This is a genomic window from Methanobrevibacter filiformis, from assembly GCF_001639265.1.
In the GTDB taxonomy this organism is placed as follows: Archaea; Methanobacteriota; Methanobacteria; order Methanobacteriales; family Methanobacteriaceae; genus Methanacia; species Methanacia filiformis.
Window position 1 is genome coordinate 1 of record NZ_LWMT01000265.1, and the last position, 23,522, is coordinate 23,522.

A 23,522-nucleotide genomic window follows, 5' to 3' on the forward strand; every position below is an offset into this window, starting at 1 on the left:
ACTATGGAGAACTATGAAAAATATACTACATAGAAACCCCATTCCAGATATTGAATACCTAAAAAAGGAAGTGGTTAAATTATACTACGAATTAGTTGATGAAATATCTTTTGTCGAAAATTGGATAGATGAATATATTGTCAAAAAATAGGTATCATACTATATATTAATTGTTTATTCAATGATTTATCCATAATATGGTTTTTAAATAGATATATTGGATAATATATCTAATCTTTATATAGTATTACAACTAATATAATAAATACTATTCTTTAATGAGCTAATCATTTAATGGTATTTGTTTTATTACTTAAATTTCTTGATAATAATTTGAGCTGCTGAAAACTGGTGATATAATTGAATGTATGTAATAACTGTGGTACGGAGTTACATGGGGAAGATGTTCTTAATGGATGTCCTAAATGTGGCAGTAAATATTTTAAATTTGTAAATAAAGAATCAATAACTAAAACAAAAACAAAGAGTACAATTACTAATAAAATTAATAATAAGGTTAATAAGAGAGAATTAGATGAATTCATTAATGAAAGTTCTATTGAAAGTGTGAAAGTAGAGGATAGGGGAGTTTATCAATTAAACATAAAACACATGTTAGATGGCGAACCTGAAGTATTTTCAGATAGTGAAGGTAATTATGCAATAAATATTAATGCTCTCCTTAAAAAAGGTAGAAAAGACATTAGTGAGAAATAGCTAAATCTATGCAAATTTAAATTAATTTTAATAATTTTTATTTATTAATTTTTTAATATCCTTACTTTATTTACTTTATTTACTTTATTTACTTTATTTACTTTCTTGTGCATGATCTTTTATTTATTTATTCTTTTTTTATATGTTGGTTCCTTAACTATTTCACATTTTCCAGATGGTAGAACTCTTACAACATCATCAAGTGTAAGTATATTATCTTTATTTATTTTATGTAAAATTTCTTTAGCTATTTTTTCTTTTTTATCATAACCAGGTTTTATAATTACATATTCTTCACAATGTTTTTTTATTGCATCAATTGGTCCTGCCATTATTCTCGGTCCTTCGTAATCTACAATTCCAATAGCTATTTTTAAATTTGATCCTCTGATGTAATTTCTTTTTCCTCTAATTATGAATGCACCTTTTGCTACAAACTCTCCACTTTCTGGTGTTTTTGAAACTTGGTCTGGATGAACCCAATATACATCTTGTGTTCCGTAACCTTTTGACCAAGCAGTTGAAAATGATGCTGCAAAGACACAAGATTCTTTAAGAGTATTCTCATCTATTTCATCACCTTGAGTTTTAATAGCTATTGATGGTGCGCCATGTATATCTGCATGCAAATAAATGTCATTATTATCTAAATATTTCCGAACTATGGTTTCATTTGTGTTTGCATCTCGTCCACCAATAACTAAATGGTCATCTGAACTTAAAAACCATCTAAGTTTTTCAAACCATTTTAGTTCTTTTTTAATTCTTTTTTGTGGAACCATAATTTTTTTCATAGCTATTTCTTTTTTAGCTTCCATTTCTGCTAGCTGTTTTTTTGTGTTTTCAATAGCTATTTTCGCACCTTTGATTTTTCTTTTAGCTTTTTTAGCTTTTTCATAAAATAATTCAGCATTTTCTGGAATAGATTTTTTACTATCAATAGCTATTTTAATATCTTCAATATCCAACACCACATTTCCAAGTTTATCTACAGATTCTACAATTTTAGCATCACCTATAGAATCTTTTCTAGCTTTTTTAAATATTCTACCTATTTCTATCCATGAATATTCTTTTAAACGAGCATTATGTATAACATTTAATATATTTTCGACTTGGGAGTAATTAGTATATAATAATTCACCTTTCTTTTTAGAAACCTCAATTGTTTTTCCAAATCCATCTAATGTGTCTGTCTGGAGTTTCAATCGTTTACTATATTTTTTTACTTTTTTATTCCATGTTGTTTCTTGTTCTGATGTAATAACTTTTTTAACTTTTTCTGAGAAAAATTCATCAGCTGCGTGATTGAAATTATCAAAATATTCCTTTTTATATTCAGTGTAAAGTTTTAAATCAATAGGTAATACATCTTTTTCAGCTATTTTATCCTTATCTTCATTATTTTTTTCATTGTCTTCATTATCTTCTTCATTTTCATTATTTTTTTCATCATTTTCAAATTTTTTATCTTCAACAAGTTTTTTATCTTCTAATATAATATTAGGTTTAAATTCATGTTTTTTTAATGGTTCAAATGTATTGATTAGTGATTCATATACAATAACTATTTCATCATCAGTTAATTGTGAGCTTGGTGTTTTTTTATCAATATTTGTTTTTAAAATAATTTCTTCAGAATAAACACTTCCAAATCCATTTTTTGCAAGTGTTCTAACTAAATCCTCCTCTGAATTTTTTAAAAGCTCTTTTAATTCTTCTTTTTCAACTTCAAGAGGATTTATTCCTTTTTTTGGAGGATATTTATATTCTTTTTTAGAACTTATGTCTCTGTCACTCCAATGTTTTCTTTTTAATGGAGAGATTATGTTTTTATCCTGATCCAGAAGTATAATATTTCCTTTTGAGAATAGTTCAATGATTAATGTATATGTTTCTGCCTTTTGCATTGTTATTTCTATGATTCTATCAAAATGATGTTGTTTAATGGATACAACATTAGCTCCTTTTAGTTTCTTTCTAAGAAGCATAGGAAATGATGGTGGAATTGTTGGATTGTCAAGAGGATACTGTGTTGTGTGTGTTCTAATTCCTGCCTGGAAAACTACATCAACTCTTCCAGTTCCAGCTACATGGAATCTCATAATAACAGTGTCTTTAGTTGGTTGGAATGATTTATCCACTCTTGCTCCTTTTAAAAGTTCATTTAATTCATAACATACTGTAAATATATCTACATTGGACATAGTTTTCATTAAAACACCTGTTATTTAAAATAATTAATAATTTATGGGATAATAATAAATTAATAAAGTAGTAATTGTAATAATACATTAATAAAAATAATTTAATTTATATATTATAGTTTTTAAATTACATATATACATAACATTTTTTATTAATTTAAAATGTTGATTTAGAAAAAATAGCGAGAAATCTTCGATTTTTCTGAGCTTAAAAATCAAAGATTTTTAAACTAAAAAATTTTTTCAAAATCCTTTTAACATTAAAGTTGATTATAATTGATTTTGATGAGATTTTGCAAAATTTTTTTATTTTGCGAAATCAATGTCTAAATCATGGATTTATTAGTTAATTATGGAGAATATTTATGGAGACAGGTCTTAAAGTATGTTTAATACATGTTGTAGCAGCTATTTTAGCCTCTATTGCCTCTGCAGCTCTTTCATTAGGGTGGCTTAGCTTTTTTGGAGAAAATATGGTTTTTGCTTCTTTAATAGGATTAGTTGTTTTATATGTTGTTGGGCAGTTGTGTGAAAGGATATTTGGAAAAGAAGAAGTCGGTGGATTTAGAAGATGGTTAAGTGATGGTATAATTCCATTTGGACTTGTATGGTTTGTTGTTTGGACTCTTCTCTTTAATTATTTAGGACCTTTTTAATAACATATCACTAACAATTTATGTATGATGGCATGAAAAATCTTGATTACTTTTTCTTTATTTTTCAATTTTTTCATGTTTACTTTTTCTCTACCTCTTTAATTCATTATATATAATAGCTATTTTCTCTTTAGGATTTAGTTAATCCTATAAATAGAATATCCAAATAAATACTAGTATAATAGCTAATATAAATATTAATGGTGCTGTTATTTTACTTACTGCAACAATAGAACTTATTGTTGAGACAAGTTCAATTGAGTTATTTGGACCGAATGTGTTTATATTTCTTATTCTTTTTACAATTGCTCCTGCTTCGACTGGTTCTAAATCGTCTATAGCTTTTTTTACAGTATCTTTTGTATATTCTATTATTTTATCTTGTTCACTAAGACCTATTGGATTATATCCATTTGAGAGGGTGTTTACTGAATGTGTATCTGTTGTCATGACTTCTACTTCATTTAAATCTAAATCTTCTATTTCTTTTATTATTTTTTCTCTAAATCCTCTTTTCATATTATTTGAGTCAAATAGGATATAACCAGTTCTTTGATTTTGAACTTCGATAACCATAACTTTAACTCCAGTATCTCCAACACCATTATGTTTATTTAATGTTTTCATTAAGTTGCTATGGCACCCTACTTTAATTCCAGAATTTTGTTCTTCTTTTTTAATCTTATTTATTGCATCTAACATTTGAAAGACTTCGGGATTTCCTGGAAGTACTCTTCCGCTTTCTTCATCAAAGGAATTATGACAATCTACAATAATACTATTTTTAACATTATATTTTGCTTTACTTTCAAGCATCATTGATAAACCAATTCCAAATTCAATATCGTCACTACCGTGGGGTGCAAATGTACTTAATAAAATCATACTGTCGTTAAAGAATTGAACTCCTATTTTTGCTTTCTTTTCACTGTATCTTATGAATTTACTTGCATTTTCACTGTATTCAATTTCTTCAATTCCTTCTTTTACAGTAGATTCTATTTTATCGATTTCTTTTGATGAAACAGGATTAAAATCATGGGTGGATGGACCATGGGCAACCATTGTAAAGTTATTAAATCTTTCAGGTAAAATTGATGGCATATTTGCCCCACCAATTACTCCAAGTGGTCCAGGATGGACGCATGGGCTTATAAATAATGTTTTTATTTCATCAGCATTGTTTTTTGTATTTGTGTTTTTTTCTTTATCTTTAACTTTAAAACTAATAATTCCAACTAAAGTATCAATAGGTTCACCGATTTCTTCAAATAATTTTTCAACAGAGTTTGATCCATCGTTAATATGGGCTATAAAAAGACTTAATAGTTCTAAAAGTCCAATTCCTAAATTTTTCTTCAATGGGGATTCTATTACCTTAATAAATGAGAAAATGGCTAAACCAAAAATTATATTAGCTATTATGACCTTTAATAAAAGTGAAATAATTCCAAATTGAGGTATTTTTCCTGCATAGCCTAAAACTGTAATAACAATAAGCATGCATATGGTTAAAATTGGTTGAAAACATGCAACAATTCCTGATTTGAAAAAGCCAATACTTGAAGTACTCCATAAAACAAGTATTATGAATGCATAGATTAAAACAGATCCAAAAATAATAGAGTTTATTATGAGGTCTATTTTAAATATTGCACTTATTATTGCTCCAATAATCATTATTATAGCTAATATTATCATTGAAAGCAGTGAAAGAAACATTGAATGTTTATTTTTAAGATTTATTCCTTTCATTGAACTAACCCATTGTTGAACAATTGCTCCACTCATTATTGAGCTTATGCCTAAAAGTCCAAACCCAAATGTTCCACCATATATTATTTTTTCTAAAAAACTGATTTTTGAAGTAGGATCTATAAGAAACACAATTGTTCCAGCAATAAAACTGATAAATATCATACTGAATGTTGATATTTTTGTATTAGGTAAAGTTTTTAGGTATTTTGACAATCCTGCCACACTACTCATACTTGACATTAATTAACCTCATATATGGCTTAAATAAAAATATGGTTTCACGATTTTAAAAATAAATATTTCATTTTACAATAGAAACAGTTAATATATTTTAAAAACTAACATACTATATAATACATTATATTTTATTATATATTATTATATCTTACTTAATTATCTAAAATTTTCATTTATCTAAAATTTTCATCTAAACTTAGTTTGGAAATTTATAATAATAAAGTTTATAGGAAATAATAACTTTATCTAATTTATTTAACTAATTTTGATACTTAATTAATATTTAATAATGAATTTTAATAATAATTTCATTGATTTATGGGATTATGATATAATTGTAATATACAAATAGTGTAAATCTATATTTATAATATTCAAGTGTGTATTTCATAATATTAATCCATATTACTTATTTAATTATTAGTTATTTAGAAGTGGTTACTATGGGTCGTGAAAATATTAAATATTTAAAAACTCCGCTTGATCATTTAAATGTGATAAATGATTTAAGAGCAGGAGATGTTGTTTTCATATCTGGAAAAATATTCACAGCAAGAGATCAAGCTCATAAACGTATTATTGAAGAAGGATCTCCTTTTGATTTAAAGGGTTCAGCTATTTTTCATGCAGGTCCCATAATAAAGAAAAAAAATTTTATTAACACAGGAACTAATGATAAATTAGATTTTCAAAGTCAATTTAAAGTAGTAGCTATTGGTCCAACAACAAGTATGCGTATGAATCCTTACGAAACTAAAGTTATTGATAATGGAGCTAAAATAATCATTGGTAAAGGTGGTATGGATAATAATGTTGCAGAAGCGTTGAAACGAAATAATGCTGTTTATGCTGTGGCTGTTGGAGGATGTGCTGCACTTTATGTTGATTCTATAAAAAAGATTAATAATGTTTATTGGCTAGATTTGGGTATTCCTGAAGCTATTTGGGATTTAACCGTTGAAAATTTCGGTCCTTTGATAATAGCTATGGATTCTAAAGGTAATAGTCTTTTTAAATAGCTATTTCATTATTTAAGCGAATTTAACTATTTTTCTTACTTGTTTTTTATTATACAGTGATTTCATCTTGAATTTATTTTTAATGTAGTTAAATATTTCAAAACTTAGTGTTCTTTTAATAATTTTATAGATTAATATTAATAAAATTATAAAGATTTATATATGATAGGATATTAAAAGAATTATTGAATTTAAAATTATCTATAATTATCTAAAATACAAATTTATAAACTTCTATTAATTTAAACTTAAAATTCATAACTAATTAAACTAATTAATATTTAAATTAATAATTAAACTAAGTAATAACTTTTTAATACTTAAATAATTAGTTTACTAAAATAATATAGTTTAGATAGTTTATATAATATAATTTATTATATTCATTTGTTTGATGATTTTTTCATTGACGGATTGGCTCGTTGGATTATTTAATGTAAATAAAACATTTTGGTGATAGTATGGCTGGAGATATTAATGAATTAGCAGAAAAGAAATTTAAATCAAGAATAAGAAAACTAAAAAAAGTATTAAAAAGTGAGGAAGAAAAAGAGAAATTTTTTGATCAGCTTGGAGCTTCAGTAGAAATATATTTGCCTTCAAAAAAGCCTGAAGAAGAAGGAGATAGTGTTATATTTTATACTACTATTGAAGGTAAAATTATTGATGCAGAATACTCTTATAATCAAGGGGAAGAAGTTACATCTATTCCTGTATCTGATAAAGATCTTGATGTAATAAGGGATGTTTTTGGAAATGGATTTAAATTAGAATAATTTTCATTATATGGCTTCATTTTTGATTATTCATACATTTTTCTTAATTATTTTAAAACTTTTTATTATTGTAATTTATTTATAAATATTTTTTTAATTTTTTATAAATATTTTTTATTTAATTTTGTTCAATTTTTATTAGTTGTTTTTATATTTTCATGGTTCGTTGTATATTTGTGTTTTTATTGTTAATTTATCATATGTATGTTATAATTTTGTATTATGCTAAAAGTGGATATTATGCTTATTAAAAATTCTCAAGATGAAGTAAAAAAACGCGAATCATCATTTAAAATAATTAAATCAATTTTAAATGAGAAGGGGCGTCGAGATTTGTATGATTTAACTGGTCTGTCTGGAGGATTTATAGCTAGTGAAAATGATTTAAATCTTTTAGAGACTTATGTTGGTCCAGCTATTTTTGAAGAGGAACTTGAAACACTTGGAAAAGAGCATCTTGGAGGTGAAAAAGTATTGGCAGTTAATCGAACAAGTTCGGGGATTCTTGCAACTATTTTATCACTTGTTTGTGAAAATAGCTATATTATTCATTATCTTCCAGAGTTTCCAGCTCATCCTTCAATTACAAGGAGTGCTAAGTTAATAGGGGCAAACTACATCGAATTTGATAATTTAGATGATTTTCATATTCCTGAAAACACTTCTTTAATTATTATAACTGGTTCAACAATGGATCATAAAGTTATAGATGAAGATATTTTTAAAGAAGTAATTAATCGGGCTAAAATGAGAAAAATTCCAGTTTTTGTAGATGATGCTTCTGGAGCACGCCTTAGAACTATATTGTTTAACCAAAAGAAAGCTATCGATCTTGGAGCAGATTTAGTAGTTACAAGTACAGATAAATTAATGTTCGGACCTCGTGGAGGATTAATGGCAGGTAAAAAAGAATTAATAAACAAAATAAAATCTAAAGCTCATCAATTTGGGCTGGAAGCACAACCTCCATCAATACTAGCAATGGTAAATGGGCTCAAATCATTTAATGGTGAAAACATTAAAAATTCCATAGAAAAGAAACAGGAATTAATTAATTTGCTAAACAATAAATCATCAGGAACCTTAGGGAATGTCTTTGAAGAAACACCTACAGGAGTAATGATATCTGAAGAATCCTTAAAAAATGAGTTGAAATCTCATAGGCTCTTGGATAACATATCTTCAAAGGATTGCTGCTTTTTATTAGCTATGAATTTACTTAAAAATGAAGGAATCATTACAATACCTGCAGTTTCAATGCCTGGAGCATCTCCAACTATACGTTTTGATTTATCTTCCCACGATTGTGAAAAATTAAAGATGGAAACACTTGCAGATAAAATATTCAATTCATTTAATAGCTTTTTAGAAATAGTGAATGATTATGATAAATCTGAGGAACTTCTATTTTCATAACCTTTAATTATAAATTTAATAAGGTATTGATTAACTACTAGTTGCAATAATATTAATACTAATTAAATTATATAATATTGCTGATAGTATATTGCTACAACTTTGAATAAAACAATAATATTACTGCAGCTTAAACAATATATTTTACATTAAATAATTTAGTATATAACTCAATTTGGATAAATTATACTTATTTTATTTTTAAACACAAGGAATTTACTAATGGATTGGGAAAATGATTAATATTGATAAACTTAAAGGTTTAGCTATTTACACAGTTGAAGGTACTTATGTTGGTTTAATTAAAGAAATTGTTCTTAATATGCGAACTGGAACAATATCTAAAATTCAGATAAATAATAAACTTATAGAAGAAGAGGAAATTATCAATTTTAGTATTGTGGATGTTTTAAACCATTGGTTCTCTTTGTCAGAAAACTCTATTTCAAAAAATAGTAATTATTTCATTGAATATGATAATATAATAGCTATTGGTGATATAGTTATAGTAGATATTAATAATGTTAAAACAAAAGAAGAAGACTCACAATCAACCTACATATAATATTGCTGATAATGAATATTAATTGAGAAAATAATGCTTAATTTTATAAAATCCTTTTTATCCCAAATTTATTTCATGAAACAAATTGATCAAACTTTTATTTTGTGATGGAAATTTAGAGAAATCTTTAGTTTCTCGTTTTTAAAAGTTTGTCTTGTATGCTTACAAAAAATAGAATTTAGTAAACAACATGATTTCTTATCTGTTGTTTTGTTTTTAGTTTGTTTTTATTGCACATTCTCCAGAAATAACTTTTGTTAGTTCTCCATTTTCTGATTCAATAATAAGTGCTCCACTGTTAGTAATTCCAACAGCATGACCTTTTAAAATCTTTCCAAAAGGCTGTTTTATTTCTACATAACTTCCAATTGTTTGAGTCAATAATCTCCATTCATTAAGTATATCTTCAAACTTTTCTTTCTGGAATTTTTCATACATTAATTCAAATTCATTTAAAAAAGTATAGATGATTTCATTGTCATCAATGTCTTTTTTAAGTTCTTTTTTAAGTGAAGTTGTTCCTTCTTTAATAATTGGAGGTAATATGTCTAGGTTTAAATTTGTATCGATCCCTATTCCCACAATCACATAATCCACGCTTTTGTAATTAGCATGGGCTTCTGTAAGTATTCCACAAACTTTCTTGTTGTTTATCAATATATCATTTGGCCATTTTATTTTAGCATCTACTCCCATAGCTTTTAGGGTTTTTGCTACCACTACTCCTGTTGCTAAGGTTATTAAAGATGCTTTGGATGGTGAAATTTTTGGTTTCAATATAATTGATAGCCAGACTCCTCCAGATGGAGATTCCCATTTTTTACCTCTTCTTCCTTTTCCATTAAGTTGAACTTCTGATAAAACGACTGCACCATCATCAGTTCCATTTTTAGCTAAGAACTTAGCAACTGAATTTGTAGAATTTACTTCTTTAAAATAAAAAATTTCCTTCCCAATTGTTTCAGTTTTTAAACAATCTTTTATATTACTATCTTTTATGGTGTGGATGTTACCTATTTCTTTAATGATTAATGCAACCTCTTTTTCATCAATATCTGAAATAGAATCTGCATATTTAGTTACTTTATCTTCATGTTTAGATAGGATTTCTAACATATCTTTATTCATTTGATCCCTTCATTGGATTATAAATTTCATATGGCTTCAACTTTTATTTGATATTCAGTTATTCAGTATGTTTAAATTTCTTAATTTTTTTTTAATTAATCTTATTTATAATTAAGTATTTAATTTTATTTTTACTTAATCTTTATTTCTAATCTTTGGAAATATCATGATATATATAACATATATTATTAATATCTTAATAATTTATACTAATTAGATGATATTATATTATCTAGATAATATTATGTTAGTTATACTTTATATTGTTTTAATAACAATAAACTTTTAAAGTAATCAATTTGGCTCTACTTATTTTTTATTATTTTGTGCAGTGTTTAAATATGATCCAACTGCTACAGAAATTGCAGCTATTTTCTTTCCAGGCATAAATGTGGATTTTAAACGGTTCATTCGCTCTAAATCTTCATTTCTCACTTGTTCCATTTCATCATCAATTCCTTTTTTATGTTGGTCTACAAAATGGGTATGAAGATCTGCATTTTGGAAATAAGGATTTCTCATAATTGCTTTATGGAAAGGAATTGTTGTTTCAACTCCAAGTATTATGTACTCACTTAAAGCTCGTTTCATTCTACAAATAGCTTCATTTCTATTTTTTCCCCATGTAATTAACTTAGAAATCATAGAATCATAATATGGGGGTATAACATAGTTTGTATGAACTCCACTATCTAAACGAACTCCAGGACCTCCTGGTGAACGGTATGCTGTGATTTTTCCAGGGTCAGGTATAAAATCACTTAAAGGATCTTCGGCATTTATTCTACATTCAATAGCATGACCTCTAACAACCACATCTTTTTGGGTGTAGCTGAGTTCAGCACCAGAAGCTATTTTTATTTGTTCTTTGATTAAATCAATGTTGGTAATAATTTCAGTAATAGGATGCTCTACTTGTATACGTGTGTTCATTTCAAGGAAATAGTATTCTCCTTTATTATATAAGAATTCTACAGTGCCTGCATTTGTATAATTAATATGCTCCGCTGCTTTAATAGCACTGTCACCCATTTCTTTTCTTAATTCTTTGGTCATTATTGGGGATGGGGCTTCTTCAATTAACTTCTGATGTCTTCTTTGGATTGAGCATTCTCTGTCTGCAGCATGAATTGTGTTTCCATGTTCATCACCTATTATCTGAAATTCAATATGTCTTGGTTTTTCAAGATATTTCTCAATATATACTGTGGAATCTCCAAAATTTGTTGAAGCTACTGACTGGGTTGATTTGATTGCTTTTATTAATTCCTCTTCATCATAAGCAGTGCGCATTCCAATTCCACCACCACCTGCTGAAGCTTTAACAATAACTGGATATCCAATATTATCTGCAATTTTAACGCCTTGATCAATATCAGATATTGCTTTATCAGTTCCTTCAACAACAGGAACTCCAGCTTTTCTCATCATTTTCTTTGATGTAATTTTATCTCCCATTGCTTCAATTACAGAACCTTTTGGACCAATTAATGTAATTCCATTTTTTTCACATTCTTTTCCAAATCTGGAATTTTCAGCTAAGAATCCGTATCCTGGATGTATTGCATCAGCTCCAGAGTCAATAGCTATATCAATTATTTTTTCAATGTTTAAATAGCTTTTTGATGGTGAAGGATCTCCTAATGGGTAATGTTCATCAGCATAATTGGTATAGATTGAAGTTTTATCAGCATCAGAATAAATCGCAACACTTTTAACATCTAATTCTCGACATGCTCTCATTATTCTGATAGCTATTTCTCCTCTATTTGCAATTAATATTTTTTCAAACATATAATCCCTCAAGTAAGTTTATTAATATATTATTAAGTTAAATTCATTAATTAGCTACTTTTATTAATTTATATTAAATATAATTAAAATATATCTAGTATTAATTTTATTATAATTAAAATATATCTAGTATTAATTAAAATTAATTATTATTAATAATTAAAATAATATGCAGTATTAATTAAGTATAATTTAGTATTAATTAAAATTAATTTTATAATTAAAATAATATTGCAGTATTAATTAAAATTAATTATTATTATAATTAAAATAATATTGCAGTATTAATTAAAATTAATTATTATTATAATTAAAATAATATGCAGTATTAATTAAATATAAGTTAGTATTAATTAAAGTTAAATTCTATATTGATTAATTTAATAGTATATTATTAATTAATTAAATATTTTATTATATTTTTTGTATTTTACATAGATATTTTAATTAATATTTAAAAGTTAAATATTAGCTTGATTTAATTAAGTTTATATAATTCAATAGGGAGTTTATTTTATTGACGATTTTTAAGAAAAAGCATTTGGAAATAGCTATTCAATCAATACCTCCCCATCCTAAACCTAAAGTTGAGCTTGAACAGTATTCAACTCCTGCTTCAATAGCTGCTGATGTTTTATGGAATGCTTTTAATTTAGGAGATATCGGGGGTAAAAAAATTGCAGATCTTGGGTGTGGGACTGGTATGTTTGCAATCTCTTCACTTCTTCTTGGAGCTAAAAAAGCTGTTGGTGTGGATATAGATGAATATTCTATTGAAATAGCTAAAAAAACAGCTAATATTATGGGTATATCTAATTATCATTTTTTGACTGAAGATGTTAATGTACTGTTGGAAATAATGGATAATGTATTTTCATATTTAAACAATAATTTAAATGAAAACTGTAGCTATTTTAATAATGTTGATACTGTTATTCAAAATCCTCCCTTTGGCTCTCAACTTAAATCTAAAAAAAACCTTGATCGTCCTTTTATGGAATTAGCTAGCTTAATAGCTGAAGTAACTTATTCTTTTCATATGAAATCTAGTGAAAATTTTGTTATTAATTATTTTAATGATTTAGGTGGAGAAATAACTCATAAATTTTATTATAAATTTCCAATACCTAATATATACAAATTTCATGAGATGGAATCTAAAAATATTGACGTGGTATTATTAAGGGTTGAATCTGTAGATTAATGGCACATTATTTGAAATTTTGTCATTTTTTAATCTATGGTCTTTATAATTAATTCAGTATAGTAAGTATAATAGCTTTATAAAAAATATTAGTTTTACAAAAAACAATAGATTTATATATAATTTTATAAATATAATTTATATATAATATAAATTTATATACTATTATTTATATTATTATTTTAATCGTAGCTTGTGCTACCAGTATTATAATTGATATAATGCTGTGTTTGTAATTTAATTAGTGATAGCTATAACAATGTTTATATGTAAATAAATATATACATTTTTAAATGCAAAAACAAACGGTATCAATATTTATTCCTGATTCATTACTTTCGGAAACTAGTGACTATAAACTTAAGACTAATAAAATTGGTCTTATTGGAAGAGCATTAGCTATTTTTAGGGTAAATCAGGTAGTTATTTATAAAGATAATTCTACTAATAAAGATTATTCAAATGAAGGTGATTTCATTGCTGAAATCCTTGATTATATGGATAGTCCTCAATATCTTCGTAAACGAGCTTTTCCGATTAAATCGGAACTTAAGCATGTAGGGATACTTCCTCCTTTAAGAACTCCTCATCATCCAACAGATGTTCCTGAAGTTGGTGATTATAGGCAAGGTTTTACAGTTAAACGAAATAAAAAGGGGACTTATGTAGATATTGGTATTGATGAGTTAGTTTTTTGCAAAGAACAACTTAGTGTCAATAAAATATTTAGTTTTAAGGTTACTAAGTTTGCTAAAGAGATAATTGTCACACCTGATGAACCAGATGACATGTACTGGGGGTATAAGACTTTATCTACCCACAAAACTCTTAAAAATAGCTTAAAATTAATTAAACCTCAACTTGTAATTGAAACTACAAGGTTTGGAGAGGAAATAAATACTATTTTTAATGAATTAAAATCTAAGGTAAAGGATTCTAATAATGTTGCTATATTATTTGGAGGTCCTTATTCAGGTATCGCTGAAAATATGGATGATCCTTCATGGGACTTACTTAGCATAAATTTTGTTCCATTACAAGGGGCTAAAACTGTAAGGACTGAAGAGGCAATTTATTCAACTTTATCTATATTTAACGTCTTAAATCTTTAAATTTATGCTTAATGTTGCTTGAATAATTTATAATTATTTACAATAATTTATAATTATTTACAATAATTTATAATGATCTTATTGTGATATTTATTAGGGTATTGCAGTATTATCATGTTTTTAGCTATTATGATGTAATTTTAATGAGTGATATTGGGTTATATATTTTAATTTGATGTGATTATTTGTAAAATCATTTATAAAGTGTAAATCATTTATAAAATAGTTACAGTGTACTATTACATTCAGTCTCATTGATAATGCTATTATTTTCAATAAATGTTATTTTAAAGGATTTACTTTGAGTTTCATTTAATAATTCATATTTCTATTATTAATTAGCTATTTTATTATAACTTAAATTCTTAATAGATATTTTGATTTAATAGTATTGTTTAATAAGATATGGTTTAATTAAGAGAATATTTAGCAAATAATTGTTAATTTATTGATTATTTTCAATAATTATTTTGTTTAGTTTCTTATGTTACCATATATTTCCTATTCATGTTTGATAATAATTTATTCGCCATGTTATGTCATTTTTTGAACTAACTAATTGGTTAAACATGATTTAAAAATTTAATTCGCATTTAATAGAGTATTTGTATCTATTACGTGTTTAATTTAAATATATATTCTTATTTAAGAAATATATATTCTTATTTAAGAATATCTTTAATTAAACTTGAGAGTTATGAATTTCATGCTAATTTGCATTTAAACTACATTTATATTTAATATTGTATTGATTAAATATTAAATTTCAGTAGTTCAGTGTTTAATTTAGTAGTTTGATTTAATAATTTTGAAGTGTAATTCACATTAATTAATTAATGGAAATTTAATAAATTTAAATAATAAGGAGGTAAATTAATGGCAAGACATCATCAGCCAAGGAAAGGATCAGTTGCATTTAGTCCTAGAAAAAGAGCTGCTAAGGAAACCCCTAGAATTAAATCATGGCCTGTAGAAGATGAGCCAAAGCTTTTAGGTTTTTCTGGATATAAAGTGGGCATGACTCATGTTATGCTTGTGGACAATGATAAAAACTCTCCAACTTTTGGCATGGAAATTTTCACACCTGTAACTGTCTTAGAAGCACCCCCTATTGTGGTAATGGGTGTAAGAGCATACGAAAAAACAACTTATGGATTAAAAGTTATTACTGAGGTTCTTGCAGATAATTTAGATAGTGAACTTTCAAGGAAGATTTCTCTTCCTAAGGATTACGATAAATCTAAAGCTATTGCAAACATACAAGGTGAATTAGAAAATATTGAAGAAGTTAGACTTTTAATTCACACTAATCCAAAGTTAGTCAGTATACCTAAGAAAAAACCTGAAATATTTGAATCTGGTATTGGTGGAAAAACTCCTGAAGAACAATTAAATGCAGCTATTGAACTACTTGGTCAAGAAGTTAAAGCAAATGATGTTTTCTCTGAAGGGCAAGTTGTAGATTCTATTGCTACTACAAAAGGTAAAGGTTTCCAAGGACCAGTTAAACGATTCGGTATTAGAATTCAATATGGTAAAGCTGCTAGAAGTAGTAAAGGAAGACATGTTGGTTCTATTGGACCATGGACTCCATCAAGAACTATGTGGACTGTTGCACAAGCTGGACAAATGGGATATCATAAAAGAACCGAAGTTAATAAGAAAATATTGAAAATCGGGGATGTTTCTGAAGTTGATTTAGTTAATCCAGATGGTGGATTCATAAAGTATGGGCTTGTTAAAAATGATTTCATTTTAGTTAAAGGATCTCTTCCAGGTCCAAGTAAAAGATTAATTATTCTCAGGAAAGCTATTAGGGCACATGGTAAATCTAATGATGCACCTCAAATTAATCACATAAGTACTAAGTCTAAACAAGGCGTTTAAACATAAAAAGTGATTGTAATGAAAGTTAATGTTTATTCAATAAAAGGAGAAGTCAAAGAAGAAGTTGAACTTCCAGCTATTTTCAATGAAGCCTTTAGACCAGATCTTATCAAAAGAGCTGTTATATCTTCACAAACAGCGAGAGTACAACCATGGGGAACTGATCCTATGGCAGGTAAGAGAACTTCTGCTGAATCTTGGGGTTCAGGTAGGGGTGCAGCTATGGTTCCAAGAATTAAAAATGGTTCTAAAGCAGCTTTTATTCCACAAGCTATTGGTGGTAGAAGAGCTCACCCACCTAGAGCTGCGAAAAATCATCATGAAAAAATCAATAAAAAGGAAAGAAGATTCGCTATCAGATCAGCTCTTGCAGCAGTTGTAAATAAAGATATAGTTGCAAAAAGAGGTCATAAAATAGAAAATATTCCTCAAATACCTTTAGTGGTAGATGATGAATTAGCCTCTATTAAAACAGCTAAAGAAACTAGAGAAATCTTCAAAACTTTAGGTATTTATGATGATGTTATTAGAGCAAAAAGTGGAAAGAAAATCAGAGCAGGTAAAGGTAAACTAAGAGGTAGAAAATATAAAACTACTAAAGGACCTTTAATTGTTGTAGCAAAAGATCAGGGTATTGGTTTAGGTGCTAGAAACCATGCTGGTGTTGATATTGTTGCTGCTAATAATTTAAATACTGAATTATTGGCTCCTGGAACTCACCCTGGACGTTTAACTGTTTTTACTAAATCTGCTATTGAGATGTTGGGAGGATTATTCCAATAATCTGGAATGATTTAGAAGGTGAAATTTATGGATCCATATGCAGTTATTATAAAACCTCATGTTACTGAGAAAACTATGAATCTAATTGATCAGAATAATGAACTTGCTTTTGTTGTTCTTAGGCAAAGTAAGAAGGCAGCTATTCAAAGAGCTTTTGAAAAACTTTTTGAAGAAGAAGTTGTTAGAGTAAATACTCATATTACTTCTAAAGGGATTAAAGTTGCTTATATAAAGCTTGCTGAAGAAAACAAAGCTGAAGATATTGCTGTTCGTATAGGAGTATTCTAAGGGGGATTTTTAATGGGAAAACGATTAATACACCAAAGACGTGGTAGAGGAACCCCAACATATCGTAGTGCTTCTCACAGATTTAAAGATAAAATCCAATATAGGGTTTATGATGCTTTAGAAAAAGAAGGAAGCTTAAAAGGAAAAGTTATTGAAATTATTCACGATCCTGGAAGAACTGCACCTATTGCAAATGTTAAATTTGATAATGGTGAGAAAAGGTATATATTAGCTCCAGAAAGTATTCAAGTTGGGGATGATATAGCCTGTGGTATTTCTGCTCCAATTAGCTTTGGAAATACTTTGCCTCTTGCGGAAATTCCTGAAGGTACTCCTGTATACAATATAGAAAACAGACCTGGTGATGGTGGACGATTTGTAAGGTCTTCTGGAACTTATGCTTCTTTAATTACACATGATGTAGGTAAAACAGTTATAGAGTTACCTTCTGGTGAATTAAAAACTTTTAACTCTGCATGCCGTGCAAGTATAGGTGTTGTAGCTGGCGGAGGAAGAAAAGAAAAACCATTCCTTAAAGCAGGTCTTAGATGGCATGCTTTTAAAGCTAAAGGTAAGAAATCAATGACTGTTAGAGGAGTTGCAATGAACGCTATTGATCACCCTCACGGTGGAGGTAATAGACAACACCCTGGTCGACCAACTACTGTTTCAAGACATGCTCCTCCAGGAAGGAAGGTTGGTTCTATTGCAGCAAGAAGAACAGGAAGAAGAAGATAATTTACACTAGGAGGTGACTTATTGGCAAGAAAAATTTTTAAGTATCACGGGTATACAATAGAAGAATTAAAGGAAATGTCTTTAGAAGATTTAATAAAATTATTACCTTCAAGGCAAAGAAGATCTTTAAAAAGAGGATTTTTACCAAGACAACAAATTGTTCTTGATAAAATGAGAAAATTAAAAAAGAATGAGGATAAAAACAAAAGTGGGAAACCTATAGTCATTAAAACTCATTGTAGGGACATGATAGTCCTTCCAGAAATGGTTGGCACTATATTTGGCATATACAATGGTAAAGTGTTTGTTGAAGTAGAGTTTACTCCTGAAATGATAGGTTCTTACTTTGGTGAATTTGCACCTACAAGACAAAAAGTTCAGCATGGAGACCCAGGTATGGGAGCTACAAGATCATCTATGTTCGTACCACTTAAGTAAGGAGATTTTTAAGATGTCAAAAGTTAAATATGCTTATAATGAAAAAGAAAATTCTAAGGAAGATTCTAAAATTGCACGTGCAATGGGCAGATCTCTTGTAATTTCTCCAAAACATTCTTATGAAATTTGTAGAGAATTACGTGGTATGGAAGTAGAAAAAGCTAAAAACTATTTAAATGAAGTAATAGAATTAAAAAAGCCTATTCCATTTAAAAGGCATAACAAAAAAGTAGGTCATAGGAAAGGTCTTAAAGGTACTTCAAGTGGTAGATATCCTGTTAAAGCAGCTACTCAAATTTTAAAAGTTCTTAACAATGCTGAAGCTAATGCTGAATACCATGGTCTAGATTCTGAAAATCTTGTAATATCTCATATATCTAGCCATCGAGGTAAAATCATACCTGGTGGTCGTCCAAGAGCTTTTGGTAGAGCAACTCCATTCAATACTCCTACAACTCATGTACAAATTGTTTTAGGAGAGGATTAATTATGATAGAAAAAGATTTTGTTACAGAAGGTCTTAAAAGAACAAAAATCGATGAATATCTTGAAAGCAAGCTTGAAAGAGCTGGATATGGTGGAATGGATGTTCAAGTTAGTCCTCTTGGAACCATGATTGTTGTATATGCTGAAAGACCAGGAATGGTTATTGGTCGTGGTGGAAAAACAGTTCGTTCTATTACTCAAACTCTTAAAAACAATTTTGATCTTGATAATCCTCAAGTTGAAGTTAAAGAGGTAGATGTTCCTGAACTTAATCCAAAAATCATGGCTTCTAAAATTGCTTCAATGTTACAAAGAGGAATGCATTTTAGAAGAGTAGCATATTCTACTATTCGTAGAATCATGGGTTCTGGAGCACAAGGTGTAGAAGTTACAATATCTGGTAAAATCAGAGGGTCTCGTTCTGCAACAGCAAAATTTGTTGAAGGATACATTAAAAAATGTGGTGAACCTTCAATACGCTTTGTTAAGGAAGGATTTGCTACAGTTCAGTTAAAACCAGGTGTTTTAGGTGTTTTTGTAAGAATTATGCCTCCTGATGCAGTCTTACCTGATAAGGTTGACATCTACCCTCCAGTAATTGAAGAAACATCTGAAGAAGAAACTGTTTCTGAAAATGTAGCTATCTCTGAAGATATAGCTATCTCTGAAGATGTGGAAACTCTAACTGAAGAAATTGAAGATGTTATTGAGGAATTAGACGAAATTGAGGATGAAGCTGAAGAACTTGAAAATCTTGAAGATGCTATTGAAGAAGAAGTTTTAGAAGATTCAAATGATTCTAAAACAGAATCTGAAGAATGATTCAGATTCTTATCATTTATTCATGTCTTAATTTAAATGCATTAATTTAATTTTGCGGAATAATGATATTAATAATTCAAAATAGCTATCTTTGAATTCAATTTAATATAATCAAGGTTGAATAATAATGGCAATTTTAAGAAGTAAAGAACTTTGGGAAATGGAAATTGAGGATATTCGAGAAAAATTGGATGAACTCAAAGTAGAATTGGCTAAAAACGTTTCTAAAAGTGCTGCTGCAGGTGTTAATGAAAACCCTGGCAAAATTAGAGAACTTAAAAGAACTATCGCTCGTGTTTTAACAATTATGAGTCAAAAACAGAAGGAGAACTAAATGAAAATTTGTGATGTATGCGGTCTTCCAGAAGAACTTTGTGTTTGTGAAGAAATTGCAAGAGAAGTTCAAACTGTCAAGGTATTCACAGTTAGAAGACGATTTGGAAAACTTATGACAATTGTAGAAGGTATTGACGAACATGACATTGACATTAAAGAGCTTACTAAAGAATTGAAAGCTCGGTGTGCCTGCGGAGGTACTGCCAAAAAAGGTCAAATTGAACTTCAAGGAGATCATAAACGAAAAGTTAAAGAAGTTTTATCTGATATTGGTTTCTCTTCAGATACTATTGAAATTCGTGATGCTGATAAGAAGTTTAATAGAAGAAAAAGGAGATAATTGTCGTGCTTAGTTAAGTTTCTAGAATGTAATTTTAAGACTCTAAGGATAATTTACATTTATTGAAATATTATCTATGCAATTGTTAAGCTATTCAAATAGCATAATAATCATAAATAATTTTAACCAAAGATTACTATGATAACTTCAGAAAATATTTTTCGCCATGAATTAATTGGATTATATCTTGAAGTTGTTTATAGTAAAAACAACTCCATTATAGGTTTATGTGGATATGTTATAGATGAAACTAAAAAAACCTTAACTATTAAATTAGAGTCTAATTTGAGTTATGGTAAATCTTTAGAGAAAATAATTTCAGGGAAGAGAATAGTTTCAGAAAAAATAATCTCCAAAGATATATCTGTCTTCCATTTTAAACTTCCAAATGGTGAATGGGTTGAAATTGATGGGAAAATTTTAGTTAATCGTCCTGAAGATAGAATAAAAAAGAAATATAAAAAAGTTTAGTTGGTGATAGTATGGTTGGTCTTAATGTCCAAGAACCAGAAACTGAATGTAATGATCCTAACTGCCCTTTTCATGGAAATTTGCCTGTTAGGGGGCAAATTCTTGAAGGAATTGTCTCTAGTAATAAAGCAGAAAGGACAATTACGGTGGAAAGAAGTTTTTACAAGTTCATAAAGAAATATGAAAGATATGAAAAAAGAAAATCAAAAATTAGTGTACATAAACCTGATTGTCTTAGTGTAAATGTGGGAGATACTGTTAAAGTAGCAGAATGTCGACCTTTAAGTAAGACCAAACACTTTGTTTTAGTTGAAGTTAAAGGTGATGAATAATGAAGGCAATAACATCTAATGTTTCTAAAGCATTACCTATTGGAGCTAATTTACAATGTGTTGACAATACTGGAGCTCGTGAAATCGAAATCATATCTGTTAAAGGATTTAAAGGAGTTCGTAGAAGATTGGATGTTGCAGGTGTTGGAGATATCATTGTTGCGTCTGTTAAAAAAGGAACTGCTGATATGAGAAGAGAAGTTGTCAATGCAGTTGTTGTAAGACAAAAAAAAGAATATCGTCGTGCTGATGGATTGCGTGTTAAGTTTGAAGATAATGCTGCAGTTATTATCTCTCCAGAAGGTGTTCTTAAAGGTTCTGAAATAAGGGGTCCTGTTGCTAAGGAAGCAGCAGATAAATGGCCAAGTGTTGGTAGTGCAGCAAGTATCTTGATTTAAAGGTGATTTAATGTCAAAACAACCAAGAAAACAAAGGAAATTTTTATACACTGCACCTAAACATACACGTCGGAAAATGATGGGTGTAAGCTTAAGTGAAAAATTACGAGAAGATTATGGTAGAAGATCTTTACCAATTAAAATTGGAGACACTGTTGAAATTGTTCGTGGTGACTTCAAAGACACTAAAGGTAAAGTAGAAAGTATAGACAGTAAAAACTATAAAGTTTACATTGAAGGAGTAACTATTAATAAAGTTGATAGTACTCCAGTGTTTGTACCTATTCATCCATCTAATCTTGTACTTATTGAAGCAGATATGAAAGACGATATGAGATATAAACTTATTGAGAGGAAGGAATAATATGGCAAATATGGGATCAAGAAAGCATTTAAAAAGATTCAAAGCACCTAGAACCTGGCCAATTCATCCTAAAGTCGATAAATGGACAGTCAAACCTGCTGCAGGTTCTCATGCTATTGAATATTCTTTACCATTGCTTGTGGTTATTAGGGATATTTTAAAATTATCAGATAATTCTAGAGAAGCTAAAAGAATCATAAATACTGGAAATGTTTTAGTTGATGGAAGAGCTCGTAAAGACTATAAATTCCCTGTTGGATTTATGGATGTTATTCAAATTCCAAAAACTGAAGGTACATACAGAGTTCTTCCTGATGCAAAAGGTAGATTAACTCTTCACAATATTCCAGATGAAAATGCAAATTTTAAATTATGTAAAGTTATTAACAAAACAACTATCAAAGAAGGTAAGAATCAATTAAATCTTCATGATGGTCGGAATGTTACTACTGAAGAAGATATATCTGCTGGAGATGTTATTAGTTTAAAAGTTCCAGATCAAGAAATCGCTGAAGTTTATGAATTTAGCAAAGGATCTCTTGTTTTAGTTACTGGTGGTAAACATACTGGTGAAATTGGAAAAATTAATGATATAGTTATTAATGATTCATCTAAACCAAACACTGTTGTAATTGAAAATGATAAGAAAGACACTTTCATTACATTAAAAGATTATGCTTTTGTTATTGGTAGTGATGAACCTGTTATTTCTCTTCCTGGAGGTAAATAGATGAATCCAATGGAACAAGTAACTATAGCGAAAGCTACTTTAAATATTGGTGTTGGTGATGCTGGAGAAAGATTATCTCGTGCAATCAACCTTTTAACTAATTTAACTGGTCAACAACCAGTAAAAACTTTCTCTAAAGTAACTAATCCTGAGTGGGGTATTAGAAAACACCAACCTATTGCATGTAAAGTAACTCTCAGAGGTCAAAAAGCATATGATGCTATAAAATTAGTTTTAGATGGTATTGGTAATCATTTAAATGAAAAACAATTTGATGCTCAAGGAAATGTTTCTTTTGGTATAGCAGAACATATTGATATGCCTGGAATTAAATATGATCCAGATATAGGTATTTTTGGTCTTAATGTTTCTATAACCTTTGAAAAACCAGGGTATAGAATTAAACGTAGAAAAATTCAAAGAAAAAGAATTCCAAGTAAACATACTGTTACTAAAGAAGAAACCATTGGTTTTATGGAAGATACTTTTGAAATTGAAATTGATAAAGAATAAGGTGATA

Annotated in this window: 27 protein-coding genes; 23 read left to right on the top strand and 4 right to left on the bottom strand. The window is 28.2% G+C overall.

What is annotated here, in order from left to right; translation table 11 throughout:
* Nucleotides 1–360: 360 nt before the first annotated feature.
* Entirely contained in the window at nucleotides 361–717 is a 357-nt protein-coding gene (locus MBFIL_RS08320) for an OapC/ArvC family zinc-ribbon domain-containing protein (protein WP_066973468.1), read from the top strand.
* A gap of 119 nt (nucleotides 718–836) precedes the next feature.
* On the opposite strand, the gene rqcH is transcribed toward MBFIL_RS08320, so the two are convergent.
* Nucleotides 837–2,933, bottom strand: a complete 2,097-nt coding sequence (gene rqcH / locus MBFIL_RS08325; RefSeq protein WP_066973470.1) for a ribosome rescue protein RqcH — start codon at nucleotides 2,931–2,933, stop codon at nucleotides 837–839.
* A 356-nt stretch (nucleotides 2,934–3,289) separates the two neighbouring features.
* Here rqcH and MBFIL_RS08330 point away from each other — a divergent pair, with 356 nt between their 5' ends.
* The gene (locus MBFIL_RS08330; RefSeq protein WP_066973472.1) at nucleotides 3,290–3,580 is read left to right on the top strand and encodes an EMC6-like membrane protein; all 291 of its coding nucleotides are present in this window, start codon (nucleotides 3,290–3,292) and stop codon (nucleotides 3,578–3,580) included.
* Between the two features lie 147 nt (nucleotides 3,581–3,727).
* Here MBFIL_RS08330 and MBFIL_RS08335 read toward each other — a convergent pair whose 3' ends face one another.
* On the bottom strand, nucleotides 3,728–5,578 hold the full coding sequence (locus MBFIL_RS08335) for a DUF2070 family protein (protein ID WP_066973474.1): 1,851 nt from the start codon (nucleotides 5,576–5,578) through the stop codon (nucleotides 3,728–3,730).
* A 440-nt stretch (nucleotides 5,579–6,018) separates the two neighbouring features.
* On the opposite strand from MBFIL_RS08335, the gene MBFIL_RS08340 reads away from it, so the two are divergent.
* The 4 genes from MBFIL_RS08340 to MBFIL_RS08355 all read left to right on the top strand — a co-directional run bounded on the left by MBFIL_RS08340 (nucleotide 6,019) and on the right by MBFIL_RS08355 (nucleotide 9,351).
* Nucleotides 6,019–6,594 (top strand): FumA C-terminus/TtdB family hydratase beta subunit, encoded by a 576-nt coding sequence (locus tag MBFIL_RS08340; protein WP_066973476.1) that lies wholly within the window; start codon nucleotides 6,019–6,021, stop codon nucleotides 6,592–6,594.
* Nucleotides 6,595–7,055: 461 nt separating this feature from the next.
* On the top strand, nucleotides 7,056–7,370 hold the full coding sequence (locus tag MBFIL_RS08345; RefSeq protein WP_066973478.1) for a hypothetical protein: 315 nt from the start codon (nucleotides 7,056–7,058) through the stop codon (nucleotides 7,368–7,370).
* Between the two features lie 240 nt (nucleotides 7,371–7,610).
* Nucleotides 7,611–8,786: a TIGR03576 family pyridoxal phosphate-dependent enzyme gene (locus MBFIL_RS08350; RefSeq protein ID WP_066973480.1), complete on the top strand. Its 1,176-nt coding sequence runs from the start codon at nucleotides 7,611–7,613 to the stop codon at nucleotides 8,784–8,786.
* A gap of 235 nt (nucleotides 8,787–9,021) precedes the next feature.
* Entirely contained in the window at nucleotides 9,022–9,351 is a 330-nt protein-coding gene (locus tag MBFIL_RS08355; RefSeq protein WP_066973482.1) for a PRC-barrel domain-containing protein, read from the top strand.
* A gap of 216 nt (nucleotides 9,352–9,567) precedes the next feature.
* On the opposite strand, the gene MBFIL_RS08360 is transcribed toward MBFIL_RS08355, so the two are convergent.
* Both MBFIL_RS08360 and MBFIL_RS08365 read right to left on the bottom strand, forming a co-directional pair.
* The gene (locus MBFIL_RS08360; protein WP_066973484.1) at nucleotides 9,568–10,479 is read right to left on the bottom strand and encodes a biotin--[acetyl-CoA-carboxylase] ligase; all 912 of its coding nucleotides are present in this window, start codon (nucleotides 10,477–10,479) and stop codon (nucleotides 9,568–9,570) included.
* 309 nt (nucleotides 10,480–10,788) lie between these two features.
* Nucleotides 10,789–12,273: an acetyl-CoA carboxylase biotin carboxylase subunit gene (locus tag MBFIL_RS08365; RefSeq protein ID WP_066973485.1), complete on the bottom strand. Its 1,485-nt coding sequence runs from the start codon at nucleotides 12,271–12,273 to the stop codon at nucleotides 10,789–10,791.
* A gap of 517 nt (nucleotides 12,274–12,790) precedes the next feature.
* Here MBFIL_RS08365 and MBFIL_RS08370 point away from each other — a divergent pair.
* The 17 genes from MBFIL_RS08370 (at nucleotide 12,791) to MBFIL_RS08450 (ending at nucleotide 23,515) form a co-directional block, all read left to right on the top strand.
* Nucleotides 12,791–13,477: an METTL5 family protein gene (locus MBFIL_RS08370; RefSeq protein WP_394328422.1), complete on the top strand. Its 687-nt coding sequence runs from the start codon at nucleotides 12,791–12,793 to the stop codon at nucleotides 13,475–13,477.
* 293 nt (nucleotides 13,478–13,770) lie between these two features.
* Nucleotides 13,771–14,589, top strand: a complete 819-nt coding sequence (locus MBFIL_RS08375) for a putative RNA uridine N3 methyltransferase (protein WP_066973487.1) — start codon at nucleotides 13,771–13,773, stop codon at nucleotides 14,587–14,589.
* A gap of 876 nt (nucleotides 14,590–15,465) precedes the next feature.
* A complete protein-coding gene (gene rpl3p / locus MBFIL_RS08380; RefSeq protein WP_066973489.1) occupies nucleotides 15,466–16,476 on the top strand; it encodes a 50S ribosomal protein L3 in 1,011 nt (336 codons plus the stop codon).
* A gap of 18 nt (nucleotides 16,477–16,494) precedes the next feature.
* Nucleotides 16,495–17,259, top strand: coding sequence for a 50S ribosomal protein L4 (gene rpl4p, locus MBFIL_RS08385; protein ID WP_066973491.1), 765 nt, complete (start codon nucleotides 16,495–16,497; stop codon nucleotides 17,257–17,259).
* A 27-nt stretch (nucleotides 17,260–17,286) separates the two neighbouring features.
* Entirely contained in the window at nucleotides 17,287–17,547 is a 261-nt protein-coding gene (locus tag MBFIL_RS08390; protein ID WP_066973494.1) for a 50S ribosomal protein L23, read from the top strand.
* 12 nt (nucleotides 17,548–17,559) lie between these two features.
* Nucleotides 17,560–18,285, top strand: a complete 726-nt coding sequence (locus MBFIL_RS08395; RefSeq protein ID WP_066973496.1) for a 50S ribosomal protein L2 — start codon at nucleotides 17,560–17,562, stop codon at nucleotides 18,283–18,285.
* Nucleotides 18,286–18,306: 21 nt separating this feature from the next.
* Complete coding sequence (rpsS, locus tag MBFIL_RS08400) at nucleotides 18,307–18,723, top strand: 30S ribosomal protein S19 (protein ID WP_066973498.1); 417 nt, start codon at nucleotides 18,307–18,309, stop codon at nucleotides 18,721–18,723.
* Between the two features lie 13 nt (nucleotides 18,724–18,736).
* Nucleotides 18,737–19,210, top strand: a complete 474-nt coding sequence (locus MBFIL_RS08405) for a 50S ribosomal protein L22 (protein ID WP_066973500.1) — start codon at nucleotides 18,737–18,739, stop codon at nucleotides 19,208–19,210.
* A 2-nt stretch (nucleotides 19,211–19,212) separates the two neighbouring features.
* Complete coding sequence (locus MBFIL_RS08410) at nucleotides 19,213–20,031, top strand: 30S ribosomal protein S3 (protein ID WP_066973502.1); 819 nt, start codon at nucleotides 19,213–19,215, stop codon at nucleotides 20,029–20,031.
* 127 nt (nucleotides 20,032–20,158) lie between these two features.
* Nucleotides 20,159–20,365 carry a 50S ribosomal protein L29 gene (gene rpmC, locus MBFIL_RS08415; RefSeq protein ID WP_066973504.1) on the top strand — a complete coding sequence of 69 codons (207 nt, stop codon included), beginning with the start codon at nucleotides 20,159–20,161 and terminating at the stop codon, nucleotides 20,363–20,365.
* The gene (gene yciH, locus MBFIL_RS08420) at nucleotides 20,366–20,707 is read left to right on the top strand and encodes a stress response translation initiation inhibitor YciH (RefSeq protein ID WP_066973506.1); all 342 of its coding nucleotides are present in this window, start codon (nucleotides 20,366–20,368) and stop codon (nucleotides 20,705–20,707) included.
* A 138-nt stretch (nucleotides 20,708–20,845) separates the two neighbouring features.
* Nucleotides 20,846–21,178: a ribonuclease P protein component 1 gene (locus MBFIL_RS08425; protein ID WP_066973508.1), complete on the top strand. Its 333-nt coding sequence runs from the start codon at nucleotides 20,846–20,848 to the stop codon at nucleotides 21,176–21,178.
* 11 nt (nucleotides 21,179–21,189) lie between these two features.
* On the top strand, nucleotides 21,190–21,510 hold the full coding sequence (locus tag MBFIL_RS08430; RefSeq protein ID WP_066973510.1) for a 30S ribosomal protein S17: 321 nt from the start codon (nucleotides 21,190–21,192) through the stop codon (nucleotides 21,508–21,510).
* On the top strand, nucleotides 21,510–21,908 hold the full coding sequence (locus tag MBFIL_RS08435; RefSeq protein ID WP_066973512.1) for a 50S ribosomal protein L14: 399 nt from the start codon (nucleotides 21,510–21,512) through the stop codon (nucleotides 21,906–21,908). Before MBFIL_RS08430 ends, MBFIL_RS08435 begins: the two co-directional genes overlap by 1 nt.
* A 10-nt stretch (nucleotides 21,909–21,918) precedes the next feature.
* A complete protein-coding gene (gene rplX, locus MBFIL_RS08440; RefSeq protein WP_066973514.1) occupies nucleotides 21,919–22,272 on the top strand; it encodes a 50S ribosomal protein L24 in 354 nt (117 codons plus the stop codon).
* Between the two features lies 1 nt (nucleotide 22,273).
* Nucleotides 22,274–23,002: a 30S ribosomal protein S4e gene (locus tag MBFIL_RS08445; RefSeq protein WP_066973516.1), complete on the top strand. Its 729-nt coding sequence runs from the start codon at nucleotides 22,274–22,276 to the stop codon at nucleotides 23,000–23,002.
* A complete protein-coding gene (locus MBFIL_RS08450) occupies nucleotides 23,003–23,515 on the top strand; it encodes a 50S ribosomal protein L5 (RefSeq protein ID WP_066973518.1) in 513 nt (170 codons plus the stop codon).
* The last annotated feature ends 7 nt before the right edge of the window (nucleotides 23,516–23,522 follow it).